This window comes from Coleofasciculaceae cyanobacterium, from assembly GCA_036703275.1.
Classification (GTDB): domain Bacteria; phylum Cyanobacteriota; class Cyanobacteriia; order Cyanobacteriales; family Xenococcaceae; genus Waterburya.
Genome location: DATNPK010000070.1, coordinates 133513 through 159688, shown reverse-complemented (window position 1 = coordinate 159688; position 26176 = coordinate 133513). Strand labels below are relative to the sequence as shown.

The 26176-nt window shown below is 39.0% G+C and carries 23 protein-coding genes; 11 read left to right on the top strand and 12 right to left on the bottom strand.

What is annotated here, in order from left to right; translation table 11 throughout:
• Positions 1 to 108 precede the first annotated feature (108 nt).
• Positions 109 to 954, bottom strand: coding sequence for a mechanosensitive ion channel family protein (locus V6C71_13265; GenBank protein HEY9769442.1), 846 nt, complete (start codon positions 952 to 954; stop codon positions 109 to 111).
• A 406-nt stretch (positions 955 to 1360) separates the two neighbouring features.
• Between V6C71_13265 and V6C71_13260 the strand changes: the two genes are divergently transcribed.
• Positions 1361 to 1636 (top strand): hypothetical protein, encoded by a 276-nt coding sequence (locus tag V6C71_13260; protein HEY9769441.1) that lies wholly within the window; start codon positions 1361 to 1363, stop codon positions 1634 to 1636.
• Positions 1637 to 2052: 416 nt separating this feature from the next.
• On the opposite strand, the gene V6C71_13255 is transcribed toward V6C71_13260, so the two are convergent.
• From V6C71_13255 to V6C71_13220, 8 genes are all read right to left on the bottom strand, one after another.
• On the bottom strand, positions 2053 to 5172 hold the full coding sequence (locus V6C71_13255; GenBank protein ID HEY9769440.1) for a tetratricopeptide repeat protein: 3120 nt from the start codon (positions 5170 to 5172) through the stop codon (positions 2053 to 2055).
• Between the two features lie 187 nt (positions 5173 to 5359).
• Positions 5360 to 6574: a putative peptidoglycan glycosyltransferase FtsW gene (locus V6C71_13250; protein HEY9769439.1), complete on the bottom strand. Its 1215-nt coding sequence runs from the start codon at positions 6572 to 6574 to the stop codon at positions 5360 to 5362.
• Between the two features lie 171 nt (positions 6575 to 6745).
• On the bottom strand, positions 6746 to 6949 hold the full coding sequence (locus V6C71_13245; protein ID HEY9769438.1) for a phycobilisome linker polypeptide: 204 nt from the start codon (positions 6947 to 6949) through the stop codon (positions 6746 to 6748).
• A 284-nt stretch (positions 6950 to 7233) separates the two neighbouring features.
• Positions 7234 to 7719, bottom strand: a complete 486-nt coding sequence (apcB, locus tag V6C71_13240) for an allophycocyanin subunit beta (protein ID HEY9769437.1) — start codon at positions 7717 to 7719, stop codon at positions 7234 to 7236.
• 107 nt (positions 7720 to 7826) lie between these two features.
• Positions 7827 to 8312, bottom strand: a complete 486-nt coding sequence (locus V6C71_13235; protein ID HEY9769436.1) for an allophycocyanin — start codon at positions 8310 to 8312, stop codon at positions 7827 to 7829.
• Positions 8313 to 8960: 648 nt separating this feature from the next.
• Positions 8961 to 11666, bottom strand: a complete 2706-nt coding sequence (locus V6C71_13230) for a phycobilisome rod-core linker polypeptide (protein ID HEY9769435.1) — start codon at positions 11664 to 11666, stop codon at positions 8961 to 8963.
• Positions 11667 to 12004: 338 nt separating this feature from the next.
• Positions 12005 to 12991, bottom strand: a complete 987-nt coding sequence (petA, locus tag V6C71_13225; protein ID HEY9769434.1) for an apocytochrome f — start codon at positions 12989 to 12991, stop codon at positions 12005 to 12007.
• A 139-nt stretch (positions 12992 to 13130) separates the two neighbouring features.
• A complete protein-coding gene (locus V6C71_13220; protein HEY9769433.1) occupies positions 13131 to 13688 on the bottom strand; it encodes a cytochrome b6-f complex iron-sulfur subunit in 558 nt (185 codons plus the stop codon).
• 268 nt (positions 13689 to 13956) lie between these two features.
• Here V6C71_13220 and V6C71_13215 point away from each other — a divergent pair, with 268 nt between their 5' ends.
• From V6C71_13215 to V6C71_13185, 7 genes are all read left to right on the top strand, one after another.
• Positions 13957 to 14277, top strand: a complete 321-nt coding sequence (locus V6C71_13215) for a DUF3067 family protein (protein ID HEY9769432.1) — start codon at positions 13957 to 13959, stop codon at positions 14275 to 14277.
• 187 nt (positions 14278 to 14464) lie between these two features.
• Positions 14465 to 15592: a 5-(carboxyamino)imidazole ribonucleotide synthase gene (locus V6C71_13210; GenBank protein HEY9769431.1), complete on the top strand. Its 1128-nt coding sequence runs from the start codon at positions 14465 to 14467 to the stop codon at positions 15590 to 15592.
• 39 nt (positions 15593 to 15631) lie between these two features.
• On the top strand, positions 15632 to 16567 hold the full coding sequence (locus V6C71_13205; protein ID HEY9769430.1) for a chromate resistance protein ChrB domain-containing protein: 936 nt from the start codon (positions 15632 to 15634) through the stop codon (positions 16565 to 16567).
• Between the two features lie 74 nt (positions 16568 to 16641).
• Positions 16642 to 17844 (top strand): chromate transporter, encoded by a 1203-nt coding sequence (locus V6C71_13200; protein ID HEY9769429.1) that lies wholly within the window; start codon positions 16642 to 16644, stop codon positions 17842 to 17844.
• Between the two features lie 190 nt (positions 17845 to 18034).
• A complete protein-coding gene (gene pds, locus V6C71_13195) occupies positions 18035 to 19453 on the top strand; it encodes a 15-cis-phytoene desaturase (protein ID HEY9769428.1) in 1419 nt (472 codons plus the stop codon).
• A gap of 125 nt (positions 19454 to 19578) precedes the next feature.
• Positions 19579 to 20508: a phytoene synthase gene (locus V6C71_13190; GenBank protein ID HEY9769427.1), complete on the top strand. Its 930-nt coding sequence runs from the start codon at positions 19579 to 19581 to the stop codon at positions 20506 to 20508.
• Between the two features lie 80 nt (positions 20509 to 20588).
• Complete coding sequence (locus V6C71_13185; GenBank protein ID HEY9769426.1) at positions 20589 to 21047, top strand: hypothetical protein; 459 nt, start codon at positions 20589 to 20591, stop codon at positions 21045 to 21047.
• Between the two features lie 2 nt (positions 21048 to 21049).
• Here V6C71_13185 and V6C71_13180 read toward each other — a convergent pair whose 3' ends face one another.
• The 3 genes from V6C71_13180 to V6C71_13170 all read right to left on the bottom strand — a co-directional run bounded on the left by V6C71_13180 (position 21050) and on the right by V6C71_13170 (position 24214).
• Positions 21050 to 21328, bottom strand: coding sequence for a YggT family protein (locus V6C71_13180; protein HEY9769425.1), 279 nt, complete (start codon positions 21326 to 21328; stop codon positions 21050 to 21052).
• Between the two features lie 260 nt (positions 21329 to 21588).
• Positions 21589 to 22923, bottom strand: coding sequence for an FAD-binding oxidoreductase (locus V6C71_13175; GenBank protein ID HEY9769424.1), 1335 nt, complete (start codon positions 22921 to 22923; stop codon positions 21589 to 21591).
• Between the two features lie 58 nt (positions 22924 to 22981).
• Positions 22982 to 24214 carry a serine/threonine-protein kinase gene (locus tag V6C71_13170; GenBank protein ID HEY9769423.1) on the bottom strand — a complete coding sequence of 411 codons (1233 nt, stop codon included), beginning with the start codon at positions 24212 to 24214 and terminating at the stop codon, positions 22982 to 22984.
• Positions 24215 to 24382: 168 nt separating this feature from the next.
• On the opposite strand from V6C71_13170, the gene V6C71_13165 reads away from it, so the two are divergent.
• From V6C71_13165 to V6C71_13155, 3 genes are all read left to right on the top strand, one after another.
• Complete coding sequence (locus tag V6C71_13165; GenBank protein ID HEY9769422.1) at positions 24383 to 24538, top strand: hypothetical protein; 156 nt, start codon at positions 24383 to 24385, stop codon at positions 24536 to 24538.
• 276 nt (positions 24539 to 24814) lie between these two features.
• A complete protein-coding gene (locus V6C71_13160; GenBank protein ID HEY9769421.1) occupies positions 24815 to 25324 on the top strand; it encodes a DUF192 domain-containing protein in 510 nt (169 codons plus the stop codon).
• A gap of 531 nt (positions 25325 to 25855) precedes the next feature.
• Positions 25856 to 26065 (top strand): DUF2949 domain-containing protein, encoded by a 210-nt coding sequence (locus V6C71_13155; protein HEY9769420.1) that lies wholly within the window; start codon positions 25856 to 25858, stop codon positions 26063 to 26065.
• The last annotated feature ends 111 nt before the right edge of the window (positions 26066 to 26176 follow it).

The following is a 26176-nucleotide window of genomic DNA, read 5'->3' as shown; positions in this document are numbered from 1 at the left end:
TGAATTGGGGTATGAAATGTAAAAGTTGCGGTTGAGTATACTTGTTTAAAAGCTATTAGCTATAAACCGTAATATTTTATATTACATCATACTTAAAATTAGCAACGCCTATTTTTCTCGCTCATAGTAGTAGAGAGTCCGAATGGGGTAAGGGATGCTGATATTTGCACCATCCAAAGCTTTTTTAATCGCAATAATGGCTTTAGTTTGCACATTACGTATCTGTTTTTGCGATGAATCACTCCAATAGCGAACCACAAAATCGATTGAACTCTCGCCAAAGTTCACTACGTCAATTTCTGGAACTGGTTCGGTCATTACTCCAGAAACACTGGCAATAGTTTGTGCTAAAAGTTTCTTAGCTTGTGGCAAAGAAGTATTGTAATCTACACCTACACCCAAATCCGTCCGCCGATAGTCATAAGCGGTGACTACCTTTACGGCATCGGTAAAGACAGTAGAGTTAGGTAACAATACTCTCTCTCCTTTATAGGTACGAATTTTAGTGGTACGAATGCTAATATTTTCAACCTTACCCTCATAGTCACCAATTACCACTTCATCGCCAATCCGAAATGGCTCTTCGACTAACAAAATAATTCCTGCTAAAAAGTTTTTAAATATATCTTGGAACGCAAAACCAATTGCTACAGAACCGACACCGAGAGTAGCAATAATATCTCCCAGTTCAAATCCCGGGAACGCCAAAACGCAAGCGAACAAAATTCCTATTGTCCAGACACCAATTCGACAAACTTTTGTTAGTAGGAGCTTTAGGGAATTGCTCTTAATAGCACGCCTTCCTGTTTCATCAGCAATTTTCAGCACTATTTGTGCTGCATACCTAGTTAAAAACAGCACTACTAAAGCAGACAGCAAACTAGGAAGTGCTTTTATTGATTGAGCAAGTAATTCTAGCAGTACTTTGCTGATAGTGTTAATAATTTCATTCATAGTTTATCTGCAAATTGTGAAATTCAAATATATGTTCTAACATTCTTAATCGCAAATATTGCAGCCTATAAGTACTAAAAATTGAGCCGATCTTACGCAAGAACATTGTTTTTGTAGTTTGATATATTTCCTTAGCTGAAATTGACTAGAAAATAATCATGAAAATTTGGGATTTCAGCTTGTAAAATATAAATAAGCTGGCTTATAGAGAATATATTCTGAGGCAAAGTTACTGCTGCGACTAGTTTTGGGGAGTTTGATGGACAAATTTACATATTGTTTATATAAATACTCCAACAATTACGCAAACTTTATACCATGACCTCATATTCACGGATATACTTGGTTTAAGAAATAAAAACAAGCGCAGTTATTCTGTCATATTAGTCAACATATCAGTAAATTCATGGAAGATATTAATAACTACATCGCATCTATTCAGCAAGAGATTGTTGCTGAAGAAAAAACAGTAAAGGTTGCCAGATTAATTATTCTATTAATTAAAATTGAAAAAGAATTAGCCACTGTCAAAGAAACTTTAGCTAAACTACAAAAACACCAGCAAAAATACAATAAAGATTCTCAGTTATCAGGACAAATAGAAGAAAAAATTGCTACGGTTAATCGCCTTTCGGCTAAGATAAGCAAAGCAAGACTAAATTTGAACTATTACTTTATTTAACGTTTAAATCTAAGCTGAATTTAATTACTCATTAAATTTTTATCGCTAATTAGACTTCGCAAATTGCTAAATAAACTTTTAGAAAACTAAAAAGCTAGTTGATTAAATTATTTTAGATATTAGTTAGCTAATATGCGTATTATTAATACTCTTACTAAATATTATAAGCAGGATGACTTTTAAAAAATAAGCCAAATAATCATAATTGAAAGCAGATAACTTAGCGTATTTGTTTGGGGTTGGAGATACCAACCCTTAGTTATTTGATAGAAAACAAATGAAAGGCTTAACCATCAAATCAAGCTCGAGTAAAATTTAACTATCTCTGCAATATACTGGCTCAAAAATGCGCACCCAAATGGAAAGAAAGGATTTTGCTTGTCGCTTGAAACGCCGTTAGACTAAACACGTAAGCATTAATCCATTCTGCATCCTAATTCCATCATAGAATTAATAATTGCGGAAGAATCAGCAGTAGCTTGGCGAGATTGGCGATATGTGTCGCAAGCTTCATTATATTGACCATTTATGCTATAAATTAGACCTTTTTGACTCCAGAAACGAGAATTTTGAGGTCTGAGTTCAATAGCGCGATTGATAGCAGATAAAGCTTTTTGATTTTGATCCATAGCAGACCAGGCTTCCGCTAATCCCTGCCAAGTACTAGCATCATAGGGCGTAAGATTACTAGCCGTGGTTAGAGATTCAATGGCTTGAATGTATTTTGTTTGTTGATTTAAAGCCAATCCCTGATCGCGCCACAAAGGAGCATAGTTAGGATTAATCTCGATGGCTCGATCGTAGTTGGCGATCGCCTCGGTCAGATTACTTTGATTTTGATACACAGAGCCTTTAGCCTGTAGAGCCAAATAAGATTGACTGCGGATTTGTAAAGCTTTATCCAAGGCGTTTAAAGCTGCTTGATCTTGACCTAACAGTGTCAAAGTTTTTCCTTTGGCTAGCCAAGCTTCATACATATTCGGCTTTAGCTCAATTGCCTGATTATAAGACTCAAGTGCCTTTTGATTCATTCCAGCAGCGGTGAAAAAATCTCCTTGCTCTAGCCAGTGCTGTTTATTGCGGGGTTGCTGTTGCAGCAGTTGAATATAGTTATTATTAACTTCTCGCTGAACTCGTTCTGCTTCTTGAGGGCGATTTAACGCTTTTAATACCAAAAACTTATTCTGCCACAGCTTTAAATTTAATGGTTCAATTGCCTGAACTCGGTTAAACACAGTCAGAGCATCATAATATTCTCCTAACTGTACTAAATTCTGAGCGCGATCGCTCAAAAATTGCGCATCAAGCCGATCTATTTCCAAGGCAGCCTTCTGCATCGTTAAAGCAGCCTGGTATTGCTGAAGTTGATACAAAGCTTTACCTTTGAGATTATAAAGCGAGGCATTTTCTGGTTCTAACTCTAAAGCGCGGTTATAAGCCGCGATCGCTTCGGTAAATCTTTCTAAGCGATATAAAGTATTGCCTTGTTTTTGCCAAATTTCAGCCTTGTTTGGATTTAGCTTTGTTGCCTCAACATATGCTTCTAAAGCTTGAGGATAACGTTCTAGAACATACAAAGCATCTCCTCTACCAGACCAGGCCAGCCAACTTTGAGGTTTTAAATCAATCGCTTTAATAAAAGAGTTAAGCGCAGTTTGAGGTTGCTCTGGTAGTAATTTTTTACCCTGATACCAATAATAAACTGGTCTAACTGTAGGAAAAGCAAATTCTATGCTGCCTAATAAACAGCCTATACCCAACAAACCGACTAAGATCGGTAAAATGCTTATTTTAGTAGCAAATGTCCTTTGCTTGGCCTGAAATGTCACTGGTTGCAGGCGACTCAAAGAATTGTAATTATTGATTCTTTGAAGATCGTGGAGAATTTTCTCGGCAGACTGATAACGCCGTCCTAAATCTAGCTGAACCATTTTGTTGATGATTTTAATCAAACGGCGATCTAGGTCAATATTTTGGCTCCACACCAGCTCTCCTGTCTGTTCTTTTCGGCTCAGAGTAACTGGTTTGGCTTTAGTTAAAGCTTCAATTACCGTCATGCCTAGAGCATAAATATCGCTGGTAATAGTAGGTCTGCCAGCAATTTGTTCGGGAGACCAATAGTTTTGTTTATTCTGATTCTGGCTATAGCCCCTGGTATTAGGCAAAGCCTTGATATCGGCTAAAATACCAAAGTCGGTTAAGATTATTTGCCCATCTTGGTCACGAATTATCAGATTAGAAGGCTTGATATTGCGGTGAATAATGCGATTTTGATGAATAAACCTCAAAATAGACAAAGCACTGACTAAAATTTGAATTATTTGTGAAGTTGATATATTATTCTGCGCTATTTTTTGGGCTAAATTGTCGCCGCGAATATATTCTTGAACCAGATAAAATTCGTCGTTTTCTTGAAAATGATCCCATAGTTGAGGAATTTGCTCATGATATCCTAATCTTTCTAAAACTGATAGTTCTTCAGCAAAATGCCGTTCAATTTTGACTTTGCCACCACCATCTGCCTGGGGCAGTTCAATTTGCTTGAGTAAACAAGGAGATTGATATTGGCGATGCAGGTTATCAGCTAGATAAGTTTCAATTTCCCCGTCTCCACCTAAATAGCGAGTAATTAAATAACGTCCCCCTACTACTTGTCTAATTTTAAGTAATGGTCGCAAATCATACAGCACTTCCAAAGCAGAGCCATAGCGTTGTTCTACGACTGGTGACATCATCTTGAGTAAAATCGCCTCTAATTTAAGACTGATTTGACACTGCTGTTGCCAATTTAGGTTGGTTTGCTCTAGTTCCTGTGGCGATCGCCCTGTTACAGCATATATAGCAGTTCGAGCCAAAGCATAAATATCACTATTAAAGTGAGACTTTCCTGTTTTCTGTTCTGGTGCTATGTAAGACCAATTGTCCAAAGAATTATCAAAAATCAGCTCACCTTGCAGATTTATTTTCGTCGATTCAATCTCACCAATAGCAGCAAAATCAATTAAAACAAATGTATTATCTTGCTTGCGCCTAATCAAGTGAATTGGTTGAATATCGCGATGAATCACATTTGTTTTGTGAATAAAATCGAGGATTCTCAGAACATCTTGAATTAAGTAAATTACATCTGCTTCATCAAATATTTTACGGGTAACTTCCTGCTCTAAATTATCCCCATCAATATATTCACGAACCAAATAAAATTGTCGCTCGTCAACAAAATAATTGTAAAACTGGGGAATTTGTGGATGATCTCCTATTCTCTTTAATACCGCTACTTCATTTTCCAGATGCTGTTGAATTATCTGCCAATTTGCCTCATTATCACAGTTAGGACTTAACCGCTCCACCACGCATCTAGGATCGACCGTAGTCTGCAAATCTTTTGCCAGGTAGGTTTTCCCTTTTTCTAACCTACCTAACTCTTGAATAATTTGATAGCGATTACCAACAACTGAGCCAGGAACGTGCATTATTTTTTTAGAGTTAGTAACTTTGGGGACAGAATTAAGTAGATCCCGCTTGGAAGTAGGCATAATCGATCATGGGTTCAAAAACAAACTAGCAATTTTTGGCAAGATTTAGTTCAGCAACTAGTTTAATTATGAATTCTAAACAGTTCAATCTCACATAAATACCGAACTAGTTCCTAGAACCAAAGATCTTTAATCAAGTGAACGGTACTACGCCTGACGCGGTCATTTTAAATGCCCTATTGTACGATCATTTTTTATTTCCTGGGGAGAAAGTCTGTCCATAATTAGATATCTGCTTGAGAGAAATTACTCTGGTGGTGTTGCTTTCTCTGGCAACTCGTACTAAAAATCCTGCTAATAGCAAAGAAGCAATAATTGAATTAATTCCGTAACTAAAGAAAGGTAATGGTAAGCCTGTTGTTGGCAGAGAACCTGTTGCTACACCAATATTAATTAATGATTGTCCGACCAGAAAAACCATTGCACCTACAGCAACTAACCGAGGAACATTGTGACTGCATTTAATTGCGACTCTCAAAGCTAAAGTGCCGTAGCCGATAATCAACAATAGCAGCAGCAGACATCCTACAAAGCCAAATTCTTCGGCGTAAACTGCAAAAATAAAGTCTGTCGAACTAATTGGCAAGTATGATAATTTTTGTTGAGAAAGACCAAATCCTGTACCGTTTAAATTGCCAGAGGCGATCGCCAGGAGGCTTTGAATTAACTGATATCCTTTATTATGATAATCTTGCCAAGGATTGAGGAAAGAAGTGATGCGATCGAGCTGATAAGGGTTGAGAACCACACTAAGACTGGCTACACCCAAGCCGCCACCAGCAACAGCAATTAGTTGACCCAAAGGTAATTCGGCTGCCAAGGCAATTAGCCACAAACTCATGCCACACAATCCTGTAGTGCTTAGATTAGGCTGTTTTAAGATTCCAGCTAAAACTAGAGTGAACACTATTAACCACACTGAACGCACTTTATTTTGTAGCCGATTCCAGCGAGAAAATAAATAAGCTGCCTGCAACACCAAAAAAGGTTTAATTAGTTCTGATGGCTGTAGTGAAAATGGTCCAATTGCAATCCAACGACTAGCTCCCATAGTCGTTTTACCTAAACCTGGAATCAAAGTTGCAAAAATCAACAACAAGAAAATTAGCACCATCACGGGGGAAATTTTAATCGTTTTACTCAAAGGCTGATTCGCCACAAAATTAAATCCCACAATGCCTACAGCCACACCAATCAATTGACGTTTAAAAATATACAGCCCATCATTATGAAAGCTAATTCCCTCAGGATAAGAGGCAGATACTAAAGTAATTAAGCCAATAATCAACCAAACGTAAGTTAACCAATTTAATAAGCGAGCTTCCCACGTCCAAGACTTCACTTGAGGGGTAATGAAAGGAATAAAATAACTCAGATATTGCTTTACAACTTTAGCTTTCACCAATACTAATATTATTTTTAGGTTTTTGCTTTTTAAAGGTAACAGATGTTTAATGCTAAAGTTTCTGGTTTTAGGTTTAATTTTAAAAGTTTACCGTTTATAACTGACAATAAAAAAGAGGTCAATCAGACCCCTCTCTTGTTTAAATTAAGTATTGCGCTATTTGAGCACCTAAGACAAACCTGTATTCATGCCTTGTTTACCTGTTGCCAACTCAACCTTAATAATTTTGCCACCCATTTTCATAATGCGCTGCTGCTCACGAAACCAATTGTCATAAGGTACGAGCTTGGTAAAAAAGGTATTTTGTAATTCTCTTTGAGTACGAATTCTAGTTTGACTGGGAACACAAGCAGTCACTTTAAACATACGCATGAGATATTTCTCCTGATTAAATAAAAAAAGTTAAATTTTCCTGTAATAAACTTTGCCTAACAAAAGCTATGTTGCTTATTTATGCCACCTTGAGCGATCTGGCTTTTAAAATAGCTGCCTAAAAACACTAAAATTCGGGAGTCAGAAGTCAATACTAGATCTCGTCTAAACTTAATTTTCTTTCGCGCTCGAAAAACTAAGCTTTATTGGAACTAGCACTCACTCTAGACTTCCCGAATCTGTGCGATCTCGCAATCTACGTTCGGCTTAAAATGCTAATTAGATTAGCTTAGGCCAGAGCAGATATAGTCGAAATAAACGCCCATTTCTTTACCAGCATCAGCACCAGTTAAGCTAGCAGTTACTTCTTTCATAGCTTGGATAGCTTGAACAGTAGAAGCAACAGGAACTCCCAAAGAGTTATAAGTTTCTTTCAAACCGTTGAGTACACGCTCATCTAGGATGGAAGGATCTCCAGCTAGCATAGCGTAAGTGGAATAACGGAGATAATAGTCTAAGTCACGAATACAGGCTGCATAGCGACGAGTGGTGTACATATTGCCACCAGGACGAGTTACATCAGAATATAGCAAAGATTTTGCTACTGCTTCTTTAACGATGCTAGCTGCGTTAGCACTAATTACGCTTGCTGCGCGAACTCTTAATTGACCAGTTTGAAAATAGCTTTTTAACTTATCCATAGCAGCACCATCGAGGTATCTGCCTTGAACGTCAGCTGAATTAATTACAGAGGTAATTGCGTCTTGCATAGTTTTATTTCCTTATCTTACCGAGTCTTAAGCTGTTTAACACTGATAAGTTAGTGTATTTTTGAAAAAGTTTGTTACTAGTTATATTAGCAGCAGAGTATTATCTCTTACTGCATAGCTCCGATCACATAATCGAAGTAGGAAGCAGCTTCACCAGTGTCTTCAGCAGACATCATCGAAGTAGCTACATTTTTCATCTCACGAATGCTTTGAGCCATAGCGCCTACATCGGTTCCCAAAGACTTGTACATTTCTCTGGCACCAACTAAACCAATTTCTTCAATTGGAGTGATATCACCAGCTACCACACCATAAGTAATTAGGCGCAGGTAGTAGTCCATGTCACGTAGACAAGTTGCAGTCATTTCTTCACCGTAAGCGTTACCGCCAGGAGAAACAACGTCAGGACGCTTTTGGAATAGCTGATCTCCAGCTTGCTTAACGATGCGCTCGCGAGACTCAGTCAGAGTTTGAGCGATACGTAAGCGGCTTTCGCCAGTAGTTACAAAAGATTTAATTCTTTCTAATTCGCCAGGACTCAAGTAGCGAGCCTCTGCATCGGCATTCACGATAGATTTCGTGACTATACTCATCGATGGATTCCTCCCAATACAATGAAATAAAATTAATAAACAAACTATCTTTTAAGTCGATAGCTTTAGTTAGAAAAGATTTCCAGCTAACTATCTTAGTTAATAGCTCGATCGCTTTAGCTATTAGATATGGCGCTATTCAACTAAACTAGGCTTTTATAATTCAAATCCGCGCTTAGTTGCTGCTGGTTAAATCTTTCTTATAGATTACTCTGTTTTGTCACCCAGTTTCTAACTTTTGGTTACAAACTTTAGTATTGCAGCTTCGCCAAACTAAAGTGCGAAAACTAGGTAACGTATTAACAAACCTTTACATGAAGTTAATGTCTGGCAACATCTGCTTCCTCGTTAGCCCCATGTAAACTTTTGCTGCTAGAAAAGCCTTAGAGTAAACGCTACTGCCAAGTGCAGTAAAGTATTTTTTACTTAAGCAAGCACCCATACTTAAACTATAATCTGATATTTTGTTGCAGTTAATTACTCTTCCTTAACACAATTTAATGTTACATCTTACTAAGGTAAGAAATTTTGATTATGGAACTAAAGTAAAAACTGTCAACGTAAAAAAAGGTAGACAAAAATAGCTTGCTAATGAGCGATCGCGATTTAACTGAAATTTGCCTACCTTACAAAATTAGCTTTACTTCCCTATCTGAAGTTTGCTTTAGTAGTATCAAAGCTAGGAACAACGATGTCGTCACTTTGCTTGGTTAAGCGATTGTAAAGCTTTTCTGTGTTGGGGAAATTGGCCGCGGGTAAAGTAGGGAAACGACGGAAAGGAACAGTGTCCTCACCAAATACTTGAATATATTCCATACTATTAACCATTGCGCTGATAAACGCCTTTAATCCTTGAGACGCTAGAATTTTATTGTATTTCTGAATCTCTTTTTGATTGACTGGCGCACGTCCCAAGAAGTGTTTTGTCCCCAACTCGATCGCCTTGGTATTAGGATAAGGAGTATAAAATTCCTTGAGGTATAGCTCAGAACAACCTAAACCTTCAATAAACTCTTTAAGGTTAATTTCTCTATTACCCAAACGGCTTTCCAAGACAGAAAACTGTGTTTGTACTACATAAGGATCGATATCACGCTCAAACACCTGACGATAAGCAGCCTTAATTACATTTTTTACTGCTACTTTATCAACAGTAGTCGTGAGTTTGAAGACCTTGCTTTGCTCACGCTGCACGCTTACACCCTGAGCTATTTTTTGTCGAACTTCGGGAGTAGTACGCATACTAACTTGACCCAATTCTACAAAGCGGGGAGTGGCTTCTTGCTTTATGTTCGCACCAATGCCTGCTTCAATTGCACCAGGACGAGTTTTGCGTAGTTGTACGCCACCTGCCGTCAAATAACGTTCATAAGGAACAGTATCCTCACCAAACGCTTCCAAGTACTCTTGAGAGTCAATCATCGCATCAACTAAAGCATATAAACCTTTCTTGGAACAAATATCAAAGTACTTGTTGATTTCCTGACGACCATAGGTAGGACGACCCAAAAGGCGACGATGAATGTATTCAACCGCTTTAGTTACATACAATGATGTCCAGTACAGGTTACGAAAAGTGTCAGACTTAGCCAGCATTCTGACAAACTCGCGCACTGGAATATCGCCATTTTCTAGCTTGATTTCTGCTACTTTCAGTTCCTGACCCTGATAAACATCCCGACCAAATACTTGACGGTAACAAGCGCGAATTACAGCTTGAGTTGAATTTTCCGAAAATTTAACGCTGCTGCCGTTACTAGAACCAGGAAGTTGGTTATTAAGCCGAAATACTTTTGCTCCTAGAGAACCAGGTAACTCTGCTCTGGCTGCGGGGTTACTGTTTTGATTGTTAATGCCTGCACCACGATGAATCAATAAGCGTTTAGTGTCTTTGTTAAAGGGTGCAGGACTAGTGCTAGGATTGCGGGTTGCTTTGGGGAAGATTGCCCCAAACTGAATTTCTAATGGGTCATTACCCGAACCATAAACGTGCTGGTCTGGTAAGGGGCGATCGTAGCGAGCAAAGGTTGTAACAAATTGGGGTACCTTACGATAAGGTGCGCTGTAGTTCAACAGGTCTTGCTGCATCCCCCAGTTACGGCATTCTTGAGCCTCTTGACCTAGACCTCTGAGGTAGGGAACAGTTTCTTCACCAAAATAGTCCGCGTACTCTTGAGAATCAACTAAAGCATCGACTAAACCAGCCAACCCTTCTTCAGAAACAATCGAGAAGTAGTCTTGGACTTCTTCGCGAGAGGAAGGACCACGACCCAAAATATGACGAAAAGCCAATTCTAAAGCTCGACTATTGATGAACGGCTCAAAAAATTGCTTGCGGTATAGCTCAGATTTACACAGGCGACGAACAAACTCTTTCATTGAGATGTCGCCATTTTTTACCTGAGACTCTAGATAAGAGATGGATTGACCATAAGCACGGGTAATATCCCGTTCAAAGATTTGTCTATAGGCTGCTTTGATTACTGTCAGCTTTTCAGTAGTAGATAAACCAGTCTTCATGACAAACTTTTGGCGATTTTCCGCAGCATTAAAATAGCTTTGAGGAAGTTGCAAGCCTTGTTTGTCAGAATCCGAACGCTGGCGCAGTTTATCCGCCGGAGTAGGAGCTTTAAACTCACTAATAGCAACGTCAAAATATTGAGTAATAATGTCTGTTGCTGCTTCATCCTTGCGGAAATAGTCTTTGGCTGCCGATCGCATTTCTTGCAATGCCACGATAGTTGCTGCCGAAGAACAGGCTCTTTCAATAATTTCTCGCAAACCTCTAATGTTTACTACCAGAATATTGGGATCGCCTGCGACAATTGCATAGCCAATGTAGCGCAAAAACCACGCCATATCTCGTAAAGACTTCTGCATATTAGCAGGACCATACTGAGATACGCTAATTGGTCTAAAATTGGCGGGAACAGGGCCTGAACCTCCCGAAAATAGCGATTTAAAAGCTTTTAAAAGTCCTGCGCTGGTGCCATCACTACTGTTTTTCTCAGCTTTTTGCTCGACAATCAGCTCACTAGGAACATTGGTATTTCCGCTAGGAGTACTAATTGCCATTTCTTCGACTTCTACGGGCTTTTCCAAATATGACATTGGTGAGCCACCTGTGAAGATGCGGTTTGCTGCCCGTGAAACAATGATATCCGCATTGTTGGTTATGGTTTGAGCAATGTTTATACGTTGAAAACCAGATTTATAATATGCTGTTAATTCTTTGAGTTCGCCCTGTTCTAAGTAGCGATCTTGTTGCTCTGCCTGCAAGATTGTAGACACCGCTACTGTTTGATAGAGTTGAGGACGGGCTAATGAACTGCCACCACTTGCCGTTACACTCATGTTTATTTTAATTAGTTGTTTACTTATACTTCAGCTTTTAGATTAAAACGTTTCGGGCTTTGTCAGGGGAATTATTAAGAAGTATGTACACTTAATGCAAGTCTTAAATAAAGCGATCGCATTTTGTATTGAGCCAGTTTTTAGCAATATTTACTTATGTTTTATCAGTTTTAGCCTGTGGTAAATTTCAGCGTAGCTATTGAAAATCAATTATCAAACATTAACTTGTGTTAAGTTTGCTAATTATATAGTTTTGCTAAAAGTGTAGTTAATCAAAAAAAAAGACAGGTATCAGACCTGCCTTAATAGTTATTCAATTCAAACTGCAAATAAATAAATTAAAAATTCATTTCGGCAGCTTGGACTCTTTCTACTTGTTTTTTCTTAATTACTAGTAGAATTTGGCAAATCATAATACCGCCAGCAAAAGCCATTAAGCCAGCGATACGAGCAGGACTTTGTAGAACTACTTCCGTATCTTTTTGACCAAAACCGCCAACGTTGGGATTGTTAGTCAAAGCTTCACCCGCAGCAATTTGCTGTCCTTCGGCAACGATTAATTCAGGACCTAGGGGAATAGTATCTGTTGCTGTGCCAGTTTCAGTGTTAATAGTCACTTCGTAGCCACCTGCTTCTTGCGGAGTGATGGCGGCAATTGTACCTGCGACAGAAGCTTTTATTTGGTTGTTATTGCTAGCTTCACCTGTGGGATATATCTGTCCGCGTCCTCGGTTAGCTCCTAGGTGAACTGGATACTTACCAAAACGGACATTTTTGTCTGTTTTAGGATCGGGAGAAAGTACTGGAAAAGTTATTTCTTGGTATTGGTCTCCAGGAAGAGGCCCGACAAGAACCACGTTATTTGCACCTTCTTTATACTCTTGGAAATAAACCCCACCAGCTTTTTCCTTCATTTCTTCGGGTATACGGTCTTCTGGGGCAATTTTAAAGCCTTCAGGCAGCATTAGCACTGCACCAACGTTTAAGCCACCTTTAGAACCATCTCCCAGTATTTGTTGGCTGGCTAAGTCATAAGGAATTTTGACTACAGCTTCAAATACGGTATCGGGCAATACCGACTGAGGAATTTCTACTTCTGCTTCTTTTTGTGCTAGGTGGCAGTTAGCACAGACAATTCTGCCTGTAGCTTCTCTGGGTGTCTCTGGAGCAGTTTGTTGCGCCCAGAAAGGATATGCAGCAGCAGATTGGGACAAGACAAGATCGCTGGCTAAGAAAATAGTCACGGTAGCGATCGCCACAACGGTAGATTTAGCAATTATTTCCTTGGCTAGTCTGATGATTGCCAATGGTTTCAATGTTCTCATTTGTTCGATCGATAATCTCAACAAGATTAATTTTTATGAATAATATTTGTATTGGGCATCGATAAAAAGATTTGAATGATTTGATTTTCCGATTAGGAACTCATTATCTTTCGCAATCTTTCATTCTTGATCTTCTAAGCTATGCCCAATAAGGTTTTTCTCCAGTACGGAAGTCAGTTTCTGTCCACTGACTAAAGATTAGCTTGTCTTCTTTTTCCTCTGCGTGAACTAGTGCCAAAGATAAAGGTGCAGGGCCTCTAACTACCTTGCCAGCTTCGTTGTACTGAGAACCATGACAGGGACAGATAAATTTATTTTCACTATTATTCCAAGGAACTACACAACCTAAGTGAGTGCATACGGCATTGATCCCGTAGTTTCGTAGTGTTGAATCTCCTTCCACCACAATATAAGTAGGATCGCCTTTCAAACCTTGAGCCAAAGTACGATCGCCTGCCTGATGTTCAGCCAAAAATTCGCTGACAATAATATCGTTGCCTAAGGCATCTTTAGCGGTTACCCCACCAGCACCGCCACCACCAGTATTGGGAATAAAGAATTTTACTACTGGATATAAAGCTCCCAAGGCTACTCCTGTAATCGAGCCAAAGGTAAGCAAATTCATAAATTGTCTGCGTCCCAAATCGGGGACATCATTGTCGTCCATGTTAGGGACGTTACCAGAAACTTGAGCCATAACTATAGATAAATCGTATTTTTTTTGTAAACTATGATAATAACAGGGGAATGTTTATACTCTTCTATTCCAAAGAATTTGCGCAGTTCTCCTGGTTTAAAAGTTAACAGTTGCGTGTATTTTTTTGAAGCTTGCTTTAAAGTATTTGTCAGAATCAATTTGACATTACCAATTCAAGCTTGATTTAAAACGCAAGGCAAACCAATGTATTAAATTATTACAGAGATTGAGTATACGTTCCACTCATTAGTTTTTCTTGGGATAAAAAATGATCACAGGCGAACAATTACACCAGCTTTTATTGTCAAAATGGGGCTGTTCTTATGATGTGCAGCTGAGAAAAGTTAAGGGTAAAATCTTTGTCCAGGTGATGTGGAAATACTTGGAACAAGCCTCTTTTCCCTTGTCTCCTCAAGAATATACGGAAAATCTCAACGCGATCGCACTTTATCTCAATGCTTGGAACGGTGTAGAGCAGATACAGTCTTTTATTGAGAAAACTCGTGAGCGTCCCAGATTAGGTAAAGCTGTTAGCATTCAACTCGATCTTGGTGAACGTAGTTCTGAATGGATTTTAGACGATATTTAAGTAATGTTAAGAAATATTGCAGCTAAGACGCTCCAAACAAAATTAGTCAGTTATGGATGTCAGTTGTAATTAGTCATTTGCTTAGTTATTTGCAGCGTCTGGTCAAAAATGACTGACTTTTTTTCTCAGCATCTTCCTGACTAGCTAGTAAACTGGTTAATTGTTGAGGAAAACAGCTAGAGGAAGCATGGACAAGCGAGTCGGGGTGATTGGTGGCGGGCAATTGGCTTGGATGATGGCAGAAGAAGCAGCCAAATTAAATATTGAGTTGATTGTACAGACCTCAAGTCAAGATGATCCAGCCGTTAGCAGAGCGAAACAGATTATTCTGTCTGATATTGATGATGCTCATGCTACCGCCAAGCTCGCTACTTTATGCGATGTAATTACCTTTGAGAATGAATTTATTAATTTAAACGCGTTACAGCAACTAGCTCAACAGGGAGTGTGTTTTAAGCCAAGTCTAAATGCCCTTGCTCCTTTGCTAGATAAATACGAGCAGCGCAATTTTCTCAAAAATATTGGCTTATCTGTGCCTAAGTTTAGTCTCTGGTCGTCACCTCAGAATCTCGCTTCTAATTATGGATTTCCTCTAGTTCTCAAAGCTCGTCGTCATGGTTACGATGGACAAGGAACTTTTATTGTCAAAGACGCTCAGACTTTGGATAATCTTTCTCAATGTATTCCCGTTGCCGAATTAGTAGTTGAAGAATTTGTTCCGTTTGAACGAGAATTAGGCATCATAGCTGCTCGTAATGCGTTGGGAGAAATCGCTATTTATCCTGTTACCGAAACCTTTCAAAAAAATCAGATCTGCCACTGGACAATTACCCCCGCAAGTGTCGATCAACAAGTGGCGCAAGAAGTGAAAGCGATCGCCCGTACTATTTTAGATAAGCTAGAAGTAGTTGGAGTATTCGGCATCGAGTTTTTTCTGACCAAAGATAACCGAGTCTTAGTTAACGAAATTGCACCCCGCACTCACAATTCAGGACACTATACTCTAGATGGCTGTAATACTTCTCAGTTTGCGATGCAGTTAAGGGCAGTTACGTGTTTGCCTTTGGGAGATACAAGTTTAAAATCGGCTGGGGCGATTATGGTTAACTTGTTGGGTTTTGAAGAATCTGATTCTGACTATCAAGAAACACGAAATTGCATTTTAACTATTCCTAATTCTTTCTTACATTGGTACGGGAAAACTTCACGCTTAGGTAGAAAGCTAGGTCACGTTACAGTCATTCTCAATCAAGAAAAACTAACTCAAGCTAAATATATTATCAGCAAGATAGAGTCTATTTGGTATGGAGAATAGTGAGCGTAGAATTATTTCAATAAGTTGGTGAATAAGTCGATGAAATGGCTAGTATTTTCCTATTCTTTGCCTTCTAAATCTAGTTCAAGTCCCCGTGTAACCCTTTGGCGAAGATTACGCCGTCTTGGTTCGATCTCGGTCAAGACAGGAGTATACATTTTACCTGCAAAAGATGAATGTATTGAAGCTTTTCAATGGTTAATGCAAGAGGTTCAACAGGCAAAAGGAGATGCTTTAGTATTCTATGTAGAACAGTTTGAAGGATTGAGCGACCAACAACTAATAGAGATGTTTCGCCAAGCTCGCCAACAAGATTATCTAGAGATTGATACTCAAACAGAAGAGCTAGAACAAAAAATTAATACTCAGCCAAAAATTGAAGTTGCAGAAATCAAAAATGCGATCGCAAAATTAAGAAAACGCTACAGTGAAATTCTGACCCTCGATTTTTTTGATTGTTCTGATGCTCAACCAGTAGCAGCCAGATTAACTAGAATTGAACAATATCTTCAACAACCTAATTCCGAAAACTTAGTTAGCGTTAATGTTACAGAATATCAACATAAACGCTGGGTTACTCGTCCGCGTCCATTTGTAGATCGTCTTGCTTGTATTTGGTTAATCCGTAAGTTTATCGATTCTGCGGCTATCATTCGCTATTCCCTGCAACCAGAAGCGGATGAAATTGCCTTTGATATAAAAGAAGCGGAATTTGGACATCAAGGAAATTTATGTAGCTTTGAGACGATGATGCTGCGATTTGGTTTAGAACAATCTGGAGTATTTGCGATCGCCCAAATCGTTCACGAACTTGATTTGCGAGACGGACAATATATATCTCCAGAGGCAATCGGTGTCGAAACTATTCTCAAAGGATGGTTACTAGCAGGCTTAACAGATATAGAGCTTGAATCTTTAGGAATTAAGCTTTTTGATGGACTTTATCTAGCTTTAGCCAAAACTCAAAATCGATAGGCTTTGTAAAAAGTATTGCTTTTCTAAGAAACAGATATTACATTAAAGATTGTTCATCAATCTAATGATTAGTCATGAGTAAATCTGGTCTAGAAGATCATCAAGATACAGGAACAACCAAAATCAATTATTCCTTGTGGGACATGGTTTTATATATGCTCAAGCTGGGAACGATTGGGTTTGGAGGACCGATCGCTCTGGTAGGATATATGCACAGAGATTTGGTTGAACAGAAAAAATGGATTTCTGAAAGTGAATATGCTGAGGGATTAGCACTGGCACAACTTGCACCTGGTCCTTTGGCAGCGCAATTAGGAATTTATCTTAGTTATGTTCATTACGGCATTTTAGGGGCAACCATAGGCGGTATTGCCTTTACTTTGCCTTCTTTCTTGATAGTAGTTACTCTGGGGTGGATCTACACCCAATATGGTGGTATTAGCTGGATGCAAGCCGTCTTTTATGGAGTAGGTGCTTGTGTAATTGGCATCATTGCCAACAGTGCGTACAAACTTACTCAGAAAATGATTAAAGGCAAGTTAGTCTGGATTATTTATCTGATTAGTATATCCATCACAGTGATCACTGAATCAGAGATTATCTGGACGTTTCTTTTGGCTGGTATCTTAGTTTGGTTTGCTGAAGCACCTCCCAAAAATTGGTTTAAAGGTAGTACTAAATCCTTAAGTATTACTCCTCTATTCTTTTTGACTCAGACAACTGCAACTATTGCTCACAAAGGAATTCTTTGGAAGATTTTACTTTATTTTTCTCAAGCAGGTGCGTTTGTCTTTGGTAGTGGTTTGGCGATTGTGCCTTTTTTATATGGCGGAGTAGTAAAAGACTTTCAATGGTTAACTGATAAACAATTTGTCGATGCCGTGGCAGTGGCGATGATTACTCCCGGTCCAGTGGTAATTACTACAGGTTTTATTGGCTTTTTAGTCGCAGGGTTTTCAGGCTCTGTGGTAGCTGCTTTAGGAACTTTTATACCCTGCTATCTCTTCACGATTCTTCCTGCACCATACTTTAAGAAATACGGTAAACAACCAGCGATAGCCGCTTTTGTTAAGGGTGTAACTGTGGCAGCAACTGGAGCAATTACCGGGGCAGTAATTGTTTTAGGCAGGCGATCGCTGATTGATATTCCTACTATTGCGATCGCCTTGGTCAGTGTTGCTTTACTCTGGAAGTTTAAGAAAAAATTACCTGAACCAGTATTGGTTTTAGCTGCTGCAATACTTGGCTTAATTTTATATCCTCTAGTCCAATCGTAGAAGTCTCAATTATTTCGTGATGCTGAATTATGCAACTTGGTACAAGAAAACTAATGGGTAATTGCTGAGTTCGTCAAGTTGATCTGAGAAAACTAGAGCAAATGTAACGAAATGCAAAGTATAATGATTGAATTAAGTCGTCAATATGGCGACTTTGTGTAAAACCATTATTTGAGAATAGTATTTGTAAATGCGAGTTGCGATCGCCGGAGCAGGATTGGCAGGATTAGCCTGCGCTAAGTATTTAGTAGACCAAGGACATCAGCCTATCGTTCTTGAACGTCGAGATGTTTTAGGTGGCTTAGTAGCTGCCTGGAAAGATGAAGATGGAGACTGGTATGAAACTGGTTTGCACGTCTTTTTTGGCGCATATCCCAACATGATTCAACTATTTAAAGAATTGGGCATTGAAGACAGATTACAGTGGAAAGAACACGCTTTGATCTTCAACCAGCCAGAGAAACCAGGGACATATTCTCGTTTCAACGTTCCCAATATTCCTGCACCCTTTAACGTCATTACCTCCATTATTCGTAATAACGATATGTTGACCTGGACACAGAAGTTCAAGTTTGCTGTTGGGTTGCTACCCGCTATTATTCGGGGACAGCAATATGTAGAGAATATGGACAAATACGATCTGCTTGCTTGGTTAGAACAGCAGGGAATTGATGAACGGGTTAACAGTGATATTTTTATTGCTGCTTCTAAAGCATTAACCTTTATTAACCCCGAAGATGTTTCTGCCAGTATTCCTTTAACTGCAATCAACCGCTTTCTTAAGGAGCGTTACGGTTCAAAAGTCGCGTTTCTCGATGGCTCACCTACGGAAAGATTGTGTCAACCAATGGTGGACTATATCACTGCAAAAGGAGGCGAAGTACGTCTTAATGCTCCTCTTAAAGAAATTATGACCGAGGCAGACGGTAGGGTGAAAGGTTACGTGATTCGCGGTTTAAATGGTGCTGAGGATGAAGTAATAACTGCCGATGCCTATGTCTCAGCTATGCCTGTCGATCCGTTAAAACCAATGCTGCCTAAAGCTTGGAAAGAAAAAACTTTCTTCCAAGAAATGTGTAAGTTAGAAGGGGTAGAAGTAATTAATCTACATCTTTGGTTTGATCGCAAGATTACCGAAATAGATCACCTGTTGTTTTCGCGATCGCCTTTACTTAGCGTCTATGCCGACATGAGTAATACCTGCAAAGAATATGCCGATCCTGATAAGTCGATGTTAGAACTGGTTCTTGCTCCTGCAAAAGACTGGATTACTAAGTCCGATGAAGAAATCATCGCAGCAACTATAACAGAACTGGGAAAACTGTTTCCACAGCACTTTGATGGCGATAATCGGGCAAAAGTGCTTAAATCTAAAGTAGTTAAGACTCCTAAATCTGTCTATCGCGCTTTAGCTGGTACACAGTCCATCAAGCCTACTCAAAAAACTCCTATTGATAATTTTTATTTGGCAGGGAGTTTTACTAAGCAAGAATATTTAGGCAGCATGGAAGGTGCGGTACTTTCTGGTAAACTAGCAGCAAAAGCGATCGCTCAAGATTATCCAGCTTCAAAACAGGTAAATAAAGAAACCGCATTCGCCGCGATTTAATTTTATTACTTGTTATAGAGTCTCTAGTAGCAATAGGATGAGACAATGCTAAATGACTAGAGCAAAATTATGTAGCTCCTTTTAATTCCTGCCCAACAAAAGATAGTATCTCTGCTTGCTTCTGAATGTTGCAATTACCAAAAACAAAAACGCAAAAAAATCTAGTCTCTATAGACGAGGCTTATGAAATTTGCCGTCAAATTACGGCAGAATACGCTAAAACTTTTTATTTTGGCACTTTGTTGATGCCCAAAGAGAAAAGCAAGGCAATTTGGGCAATCTATGCCTGGTGTCGTCTCACAGATGAATTGGTAGATGGTGATAAAGCTAAATACACCACGAAAGAAACCCTCGCAGAATGGGAACAACAGCTAGAATCTGTCTTTGCTGGATATCCGATTGATGACACCGATGTTGCTCTGGTTGACACCATTGAAAGTTACCCGATGGGTATTCAACCTTTTCGGGACATGATTGCAGGGCAAAAGATGGATTTGATTCAAAATCGCTATCAAACTTTTGAAGAGCTTAAGCTCTACTGTTACCGCGTTGCAGGTACGGTAGGTTTAATGTCCAATGCCGTCTTAGGGATTGGGGCTGATTCTAATGGTGTACCTTGGGAGAGAGATAAGCCGATTTATGTCCCGACAGAGGAAGCGATCGCTCTGGGCATGGCAATGCAGCTTACCAACATTTTGCGGGACGTTGGGGAAGATATGCAGCGCGATCGTATTTATCTACCCATAGAAGATTTACACGCCTTCGACTACACAGAGCAAGATTTGATGGCTGGGGTAGTTGATGAGCGCTGGAAAGCAATGATGAGGTTTCAAGTTAAGCGCGCCAGGGAATATTACAAACAGGCAGAAGCAGGTATTCGTTATTTGATTCGTGATTCTCGTTTACCAGTTTGGGCTTCTTTGATGCTTTATCAGGGTATTCTCAACGAGATTGAAGCCAACAACTATGATGTTTTTAATCGGCGGGCTTTTGTCTCTAAACCCAAGAAAACTTTATCGCTTCCAGTTGCCTGGCTGAGAGCGCAGGTATTGTGATTTTCAACTTTTACCCGATAGTTGATTCAGGTTAAGCTGAGAGAAATAATAGAAAAACTATTAGCAACAAGTATTATTTTATGATTCGATTCCTAGCAGGGCTACTATTCTCTATTTCTATCTGGCTGAGTAGTTTTATTGTAACTCCCCCAGCAGCAGCAATGACCTCAATCAAACTATCCAATCTTTCTTATGAGCCTTGTGCAGGAAATGAGGCAGCAGGTAGTGTTACGAGTGGCGATCTTCGACCCGTAAGCTGCTATACCATCAAAGGGAAAGCCAAGAATATATCAGGCAAGACTGTAGTGGATGCAGATGTATTTGGTCGTATCTATGATGCAAATGATAATTCAACCTTTGAGAATCGTGGACGGATTGGCACGATTGAAGAAGTTCCTCCAGGCATTAGTGACTTTGCAATTAGAGTTAGTGTTCCTGCAAATCAGCCAACGCCTCTAAAATTGAAAAATTTTAAAGCTTCTGGGTTTGCAGGAAAAGTCCGTCCATATTATTACGACGATTTTGAATACGATAACTAAGTCTAGAATCCGCTGGCCAATGATGCAGCTGAAAAGGATGCCAGTGAGCTTTGAACAAACTGTAGCAGAACCAGTGCCAAAATCGCCGAGATATCAATTCCACCCAGAGGTGGAATAATTGAGCGAAATATATTGAGATAAGGATCGGTAATAGGACTTAAAAAGGAGATGATTTGTCCCGCCCATTCCGCAGTCTGGAACCAAGACAGTAAAATTCTAACAATTAATAATACCCAGTAAATTTGCAGAAAGCTAAGAAGACTAGTAATGATTAAATTCATAAATTTAACAAACTCCGAAGTGAATTAATATTGGTTTGATGTAATTATCATAACTTTACTTATTTTAGAGGAAAAGTTATGCAGATTGAAATGTCATCAGAGCTAGTGATTACCGACAATTAAAGCATGAGTTATGAGGACGAAAGAAATAAAAATAATCAACTTCCTACGTTGTTGGTATGTAGTCAAATGGTAAAGCAGGCAAATGTCCATCTTTGTCAGGGCATTTGCTTGCTTAGAATAATCTCAGTAATCAGTAATCAATTAAATCCTCGCATTTTGCCTGGATTAAGTAACCCAAAGGGATCTACTCGTTGTTTAAAGGTTACTTTTTGCGGGTTGATTTGTTTGTTACCACCGTCTTCGATCGTATAGACATGGGGATTGGCGATAAACGCACCTTGAGATTCATGATTACGAATAATCTCGTTTAACCGCTCTTGGGTGGTGAAGCGAATTAGCTGCAACCCCGCAGGAACAGCTTTTCCTCCTGCACGCAAGAATTCTAGGTGAATTATAATTTCATCCCCAGCTTGTTGATAGAGTTGTTCAAGCCTTTCGAGAGTGAAATAGAAAGTTTGTAGGTAAGTCAAGTTGCGATCGATTTTGCGAGCATGAAGGGTAGTGTGATTCCAGGTAAATTCTAGTAAACTAGTTCCTTTGCTTGCTTCGGCTGCACTTTTGCTGTAGGTTATTTCTCCCTGGTATTCTCTGACTAAATCCTGGAAAGGAGCAAGATCGTATTCCGATATCATCAATAAAGCGCAATGTTTTGCTTGAGGTATGTAGTTTTGCAACGAAACAAAATATTTGGATATAGGAGCTGCATGAATACTAACTAGCTTTTTAACAATACCATTGCTGTCACTAAGAGCCTGTCCAAATTTAGCAGCAGTCATAAAATCATCGAAAACAACGATCTCCTCTTGCCAAGGGTAAGCAGGTGCGAGGGGAATCTCTAACTCAGTAATAATACCTGTAGTGCCGTAAGCATGAAGTACGTTTTGCACTTCCTCTCCTTTTAATTCTATGACTCTCGGCTCTTCTTCTAGGGTAACTAATCGCACTCGCCGTAGATTACCGCGATCGCTGATTTGTCCATAGTTAATCGAACCCATCCCTACACTACCACCACCAATAAAGCCTCCAATACTTGCTGTGCGGTAGGTAGAAGGAGCCATCCGTAATTCCCAGCCGATTTCTCTAGCCTGTTTGTCGAAGGCTGCCATTTTGACTCCTGGCTGCACACAGGCTATTCCTGGCTTAAGCCACTCGATCCGATTCATTTTACTGGTGTCGAGAATAATCCCTCCCTTTAAGGGGATACATTGACCATAGTTTCCCGTACCTGCACCTCTAACTGTCAGAGGAATTTTATGTTTTACACAAGCTTGAGCAATTTGCAGCACCTCTGCTTCTGTAGTGGGAAATACCGCTAATTCGCCTCGCTTATTTTGTAGTTGCTTCTCGAGAATTGGACTGAAATAATAATAATCTAAAGATAATTTGGTTAAACGATCGCGATCGCAAGTCGTTTCAATTCCTGATAGTTTATTGGCGATCGCCTGATAATTAATATCTGTATCTGTATTCATTAACTTAACTTGTAGTTTCAGTTCTAGGATATAGTGCCTTGTTTTTCTATGGCTATATTTAAAGATTTTTTCTAAATCCTTCTCCCTGCTTCATTCTAGGGGTAGAAGAATTAGGTATTTCCGAAGGTGCAGGAGTATTATTTAATTGAGGCTTAAGAATAGATTGCTGCATTAATAAATAGATACCACCAATAATCATTGTTCCCAAAGCGATCGCGATTGCAGAAATTATCTTGGCGAACTGCGGCTTAATTTCAGAGCTAGAATCAATTTCGGTAGGTGCGGTTTGTCTATTTATTGGGACACTATGACTTTGGCTTTGCTCTATCGAGTTGGGTAAATTAGCATCAGGTAATAGAGATGGTGCGACTAATTCATTTTCCGCTCTGGCTGAGGCAGCGATCGCTGAATGAGTTGTATCCAAATTATTTAATACAGATTGATTGATGGTCGTAATCGACTGAGGCTTAGTTGTGCCAGCCTGAGAGAAAGCTGTTAAAGCCTGTAAAGCTGTCTGTGCAGATTGATAACGATCCTCGAATTGGTAGCGCGTCATTTGAGTCAAGATTTCAGCCAACTGGGGGTCTACTTTAGCCAAATGTGTCCAAATAAGCTCTCCATCATCATCTTCTTCTAGCTCTAGAGGTTCAACTCCAGTAAGAGCTTGAATTCCAATAATTCCTAGGGCATACACATCACTTGTCGGACGAGGTTTTCCTCTAGCCTGCTCTGTCGACATATAGCCTTTCGTTCCTACTGGTACAGTCAGCTGACCTAGATTAGTTTGTCCCTGAAGCAGGTTTTTGACTGTGCCAAAATCTACCAAAACAATTTTGCGATCGCAACTACGGCGAATTAGATTATCAGGTTTAATATCACGATGAATTACCCCTTTAGTATGGATGAAGTCTAAAATTTTTAAGCCGTCTTCTAATAATTCGATTACTTGAGCCTGTGACCAAACTTGCTCGGGGGTTAACTCATGCTCGAGTGTTTCACCTTCAATGTATTGCTGTACTAAATAAAACTTTTCTTCTTCCTCGAAATATGCCAAAAGTTCTGGTATTTGATCGTGAGAACCTAGGCTATGTAGTGCAGACGCTTCTGTTTTAAACAACCGCCGTGCCACTGTCAGAAATTGGGGAGCTTCAAAACTGGGGGAGAGTTGTTTTACTACACACAGATCTTTTCCTGGGAGTTGAGTGTCTTGGGCTAGATAAGTTCTGCCAAATCCCCCTTTGGCAATATATTCAAGAACTTGATAACGAGAGCCTAAAATTTTTCCCTTCACGGTTGAGCGTTGATTCGGATTTCCTAACCATTATTGAAGACAGAAGACAACAGTATTGTAATATCAAACAAATAAATCAAGAATAATTAAATATCAATCATTTGAATAGCTATTGATTAATATGAGGAATTAAACAATAGCTCAAGCAGGGTAAAGAAAAGGTTAATAATGTCGTCAAATGAACTGTTATTAGGTAATCTAATGTTTAGCTTTTTAAGTGGCGATCGCCTGATTGTCCAATGTTTGATTTTTTCTATTGATAGCAACACCAATCAAGCCAACTGTAACGATAATAGAAGTGAAGCCGTAGGTATAGTCAAATAGCTACATTGAAAATAAACTCCAAGCAAAAGAAGCGATCGCCACTATGCTAATTACGACTGCTAAAAGAAAATAACTAAAAGACAATACCAAAGTGGCTATTATTAATACTGTTGTTACGCCGATAGTAGAGACTAAACCACTAATGGCATCATTTTTTTGGCTTTTGTTGCAAACTGGTAACTATAGCCATTCGCAAGTCGAAATTAAAATCAATTTTCTTGATGCTGGCATAGTCTTGAACAGGTGACGATTTAATTTTAGTCAACAATCAAATTAATGAGATTAAATATCAATCTAAGTATAATACTGTTAGTTTTACTATCTAGTTGTTCTACCATTTCGTCTACGGGAAAAGTCATTGCTGATGTACCTCAGGAAATTAAATCGGGTCAAATGCTGCCTATTACCGCGATCGCCAATATTTCAGGAGCAACTATTGAGCTTGAGGTGGCGCAAACTCCCCAGCAACAGGCTACTGGCTTGATGTTTCGCGAAGCTTTAGCTGATAATCGGGGAATGCTGTTTCCCTTTCAATCTGAACGAACTGCTCGCTTTTGGATGAAAAATGTGCCAATATCACTAGATATGATTTTTTTAAATGGCGATCGCGTTGTTGGTCTTGCAGTTGATGTCCCTCCCTGCCAAACAGAACCGTGTCCTATTTATGGTCCAGAGGGTTTAGTCGATCGGGTGGTTGAACTCAGAGGAGGAAGAGCTAAGGAATTAGGCATCAAGGTAGGAGATACTATAAAGATTCAAGCTCTAGATATTAATAAAGAAACATAGTTGAAAAACCAATAATCTTATCTACTCAACACCTCAAATTTGAATTATTAATAAGTAACATTGCTAAAGGTGAACTAGTTTATAAATATTTAATAATTGGCTCAAACAATTATCTATCAATAGAGGGAGTACAAACTAAAGGATAATATCTTATCTTTTTTATATTTGATAAAATTAAATGTTTTTACGTATTAGCATATGTGTGTCATTATAGAAAGTCCTGATTTTCAAGTATAGTGACAGACTTGTTTATTGACGGAAAAAGCCAGTAGTCAATCAGTAGCTATTAATTAAAAACAAGAACATTTTTATTTTAGACCTAATTGCTTAAGTTATTATCTGGATAAAAATTTTAGTTAATGAAAGAATTTAAAATTTTGCTCAAGTGTGATTTGAAACACTGGCAAAATATTATTTATCTTCAACAATAGTAAAAATTTAATTTTGAGTAGTAATGGTTAAAACTAAACTATTCGACCAGCAAAATTACTTATGACCTAATCCGAAAGCCGAAAATAAAGGTAGAGCCAGATGAAACCAGCCATATATGCCAAATTTATCCAGTTTTTAAAGGAAGAATTAGCTCTTTCTAATGATTCGATTGAGATCGTCCAGCGTTCGGTAGAAGATCACCCTGTACCCATACCAATGATTCTTTGGCAATATGGACTGGTAACTTTAGAAGAACTCGATCGTATTTATGATTGGCTTCATAGTAAAACTAAATTGGATTTAGGTTAGAAGTTTATTAGTTGGCTATCACAAATTGATCGCCAATTTTGATTTTTAACTTTTATCGAACCGTAATTGACAGGAATGACTATAGATCACTTCGGGTAGTATTTTGTCGCT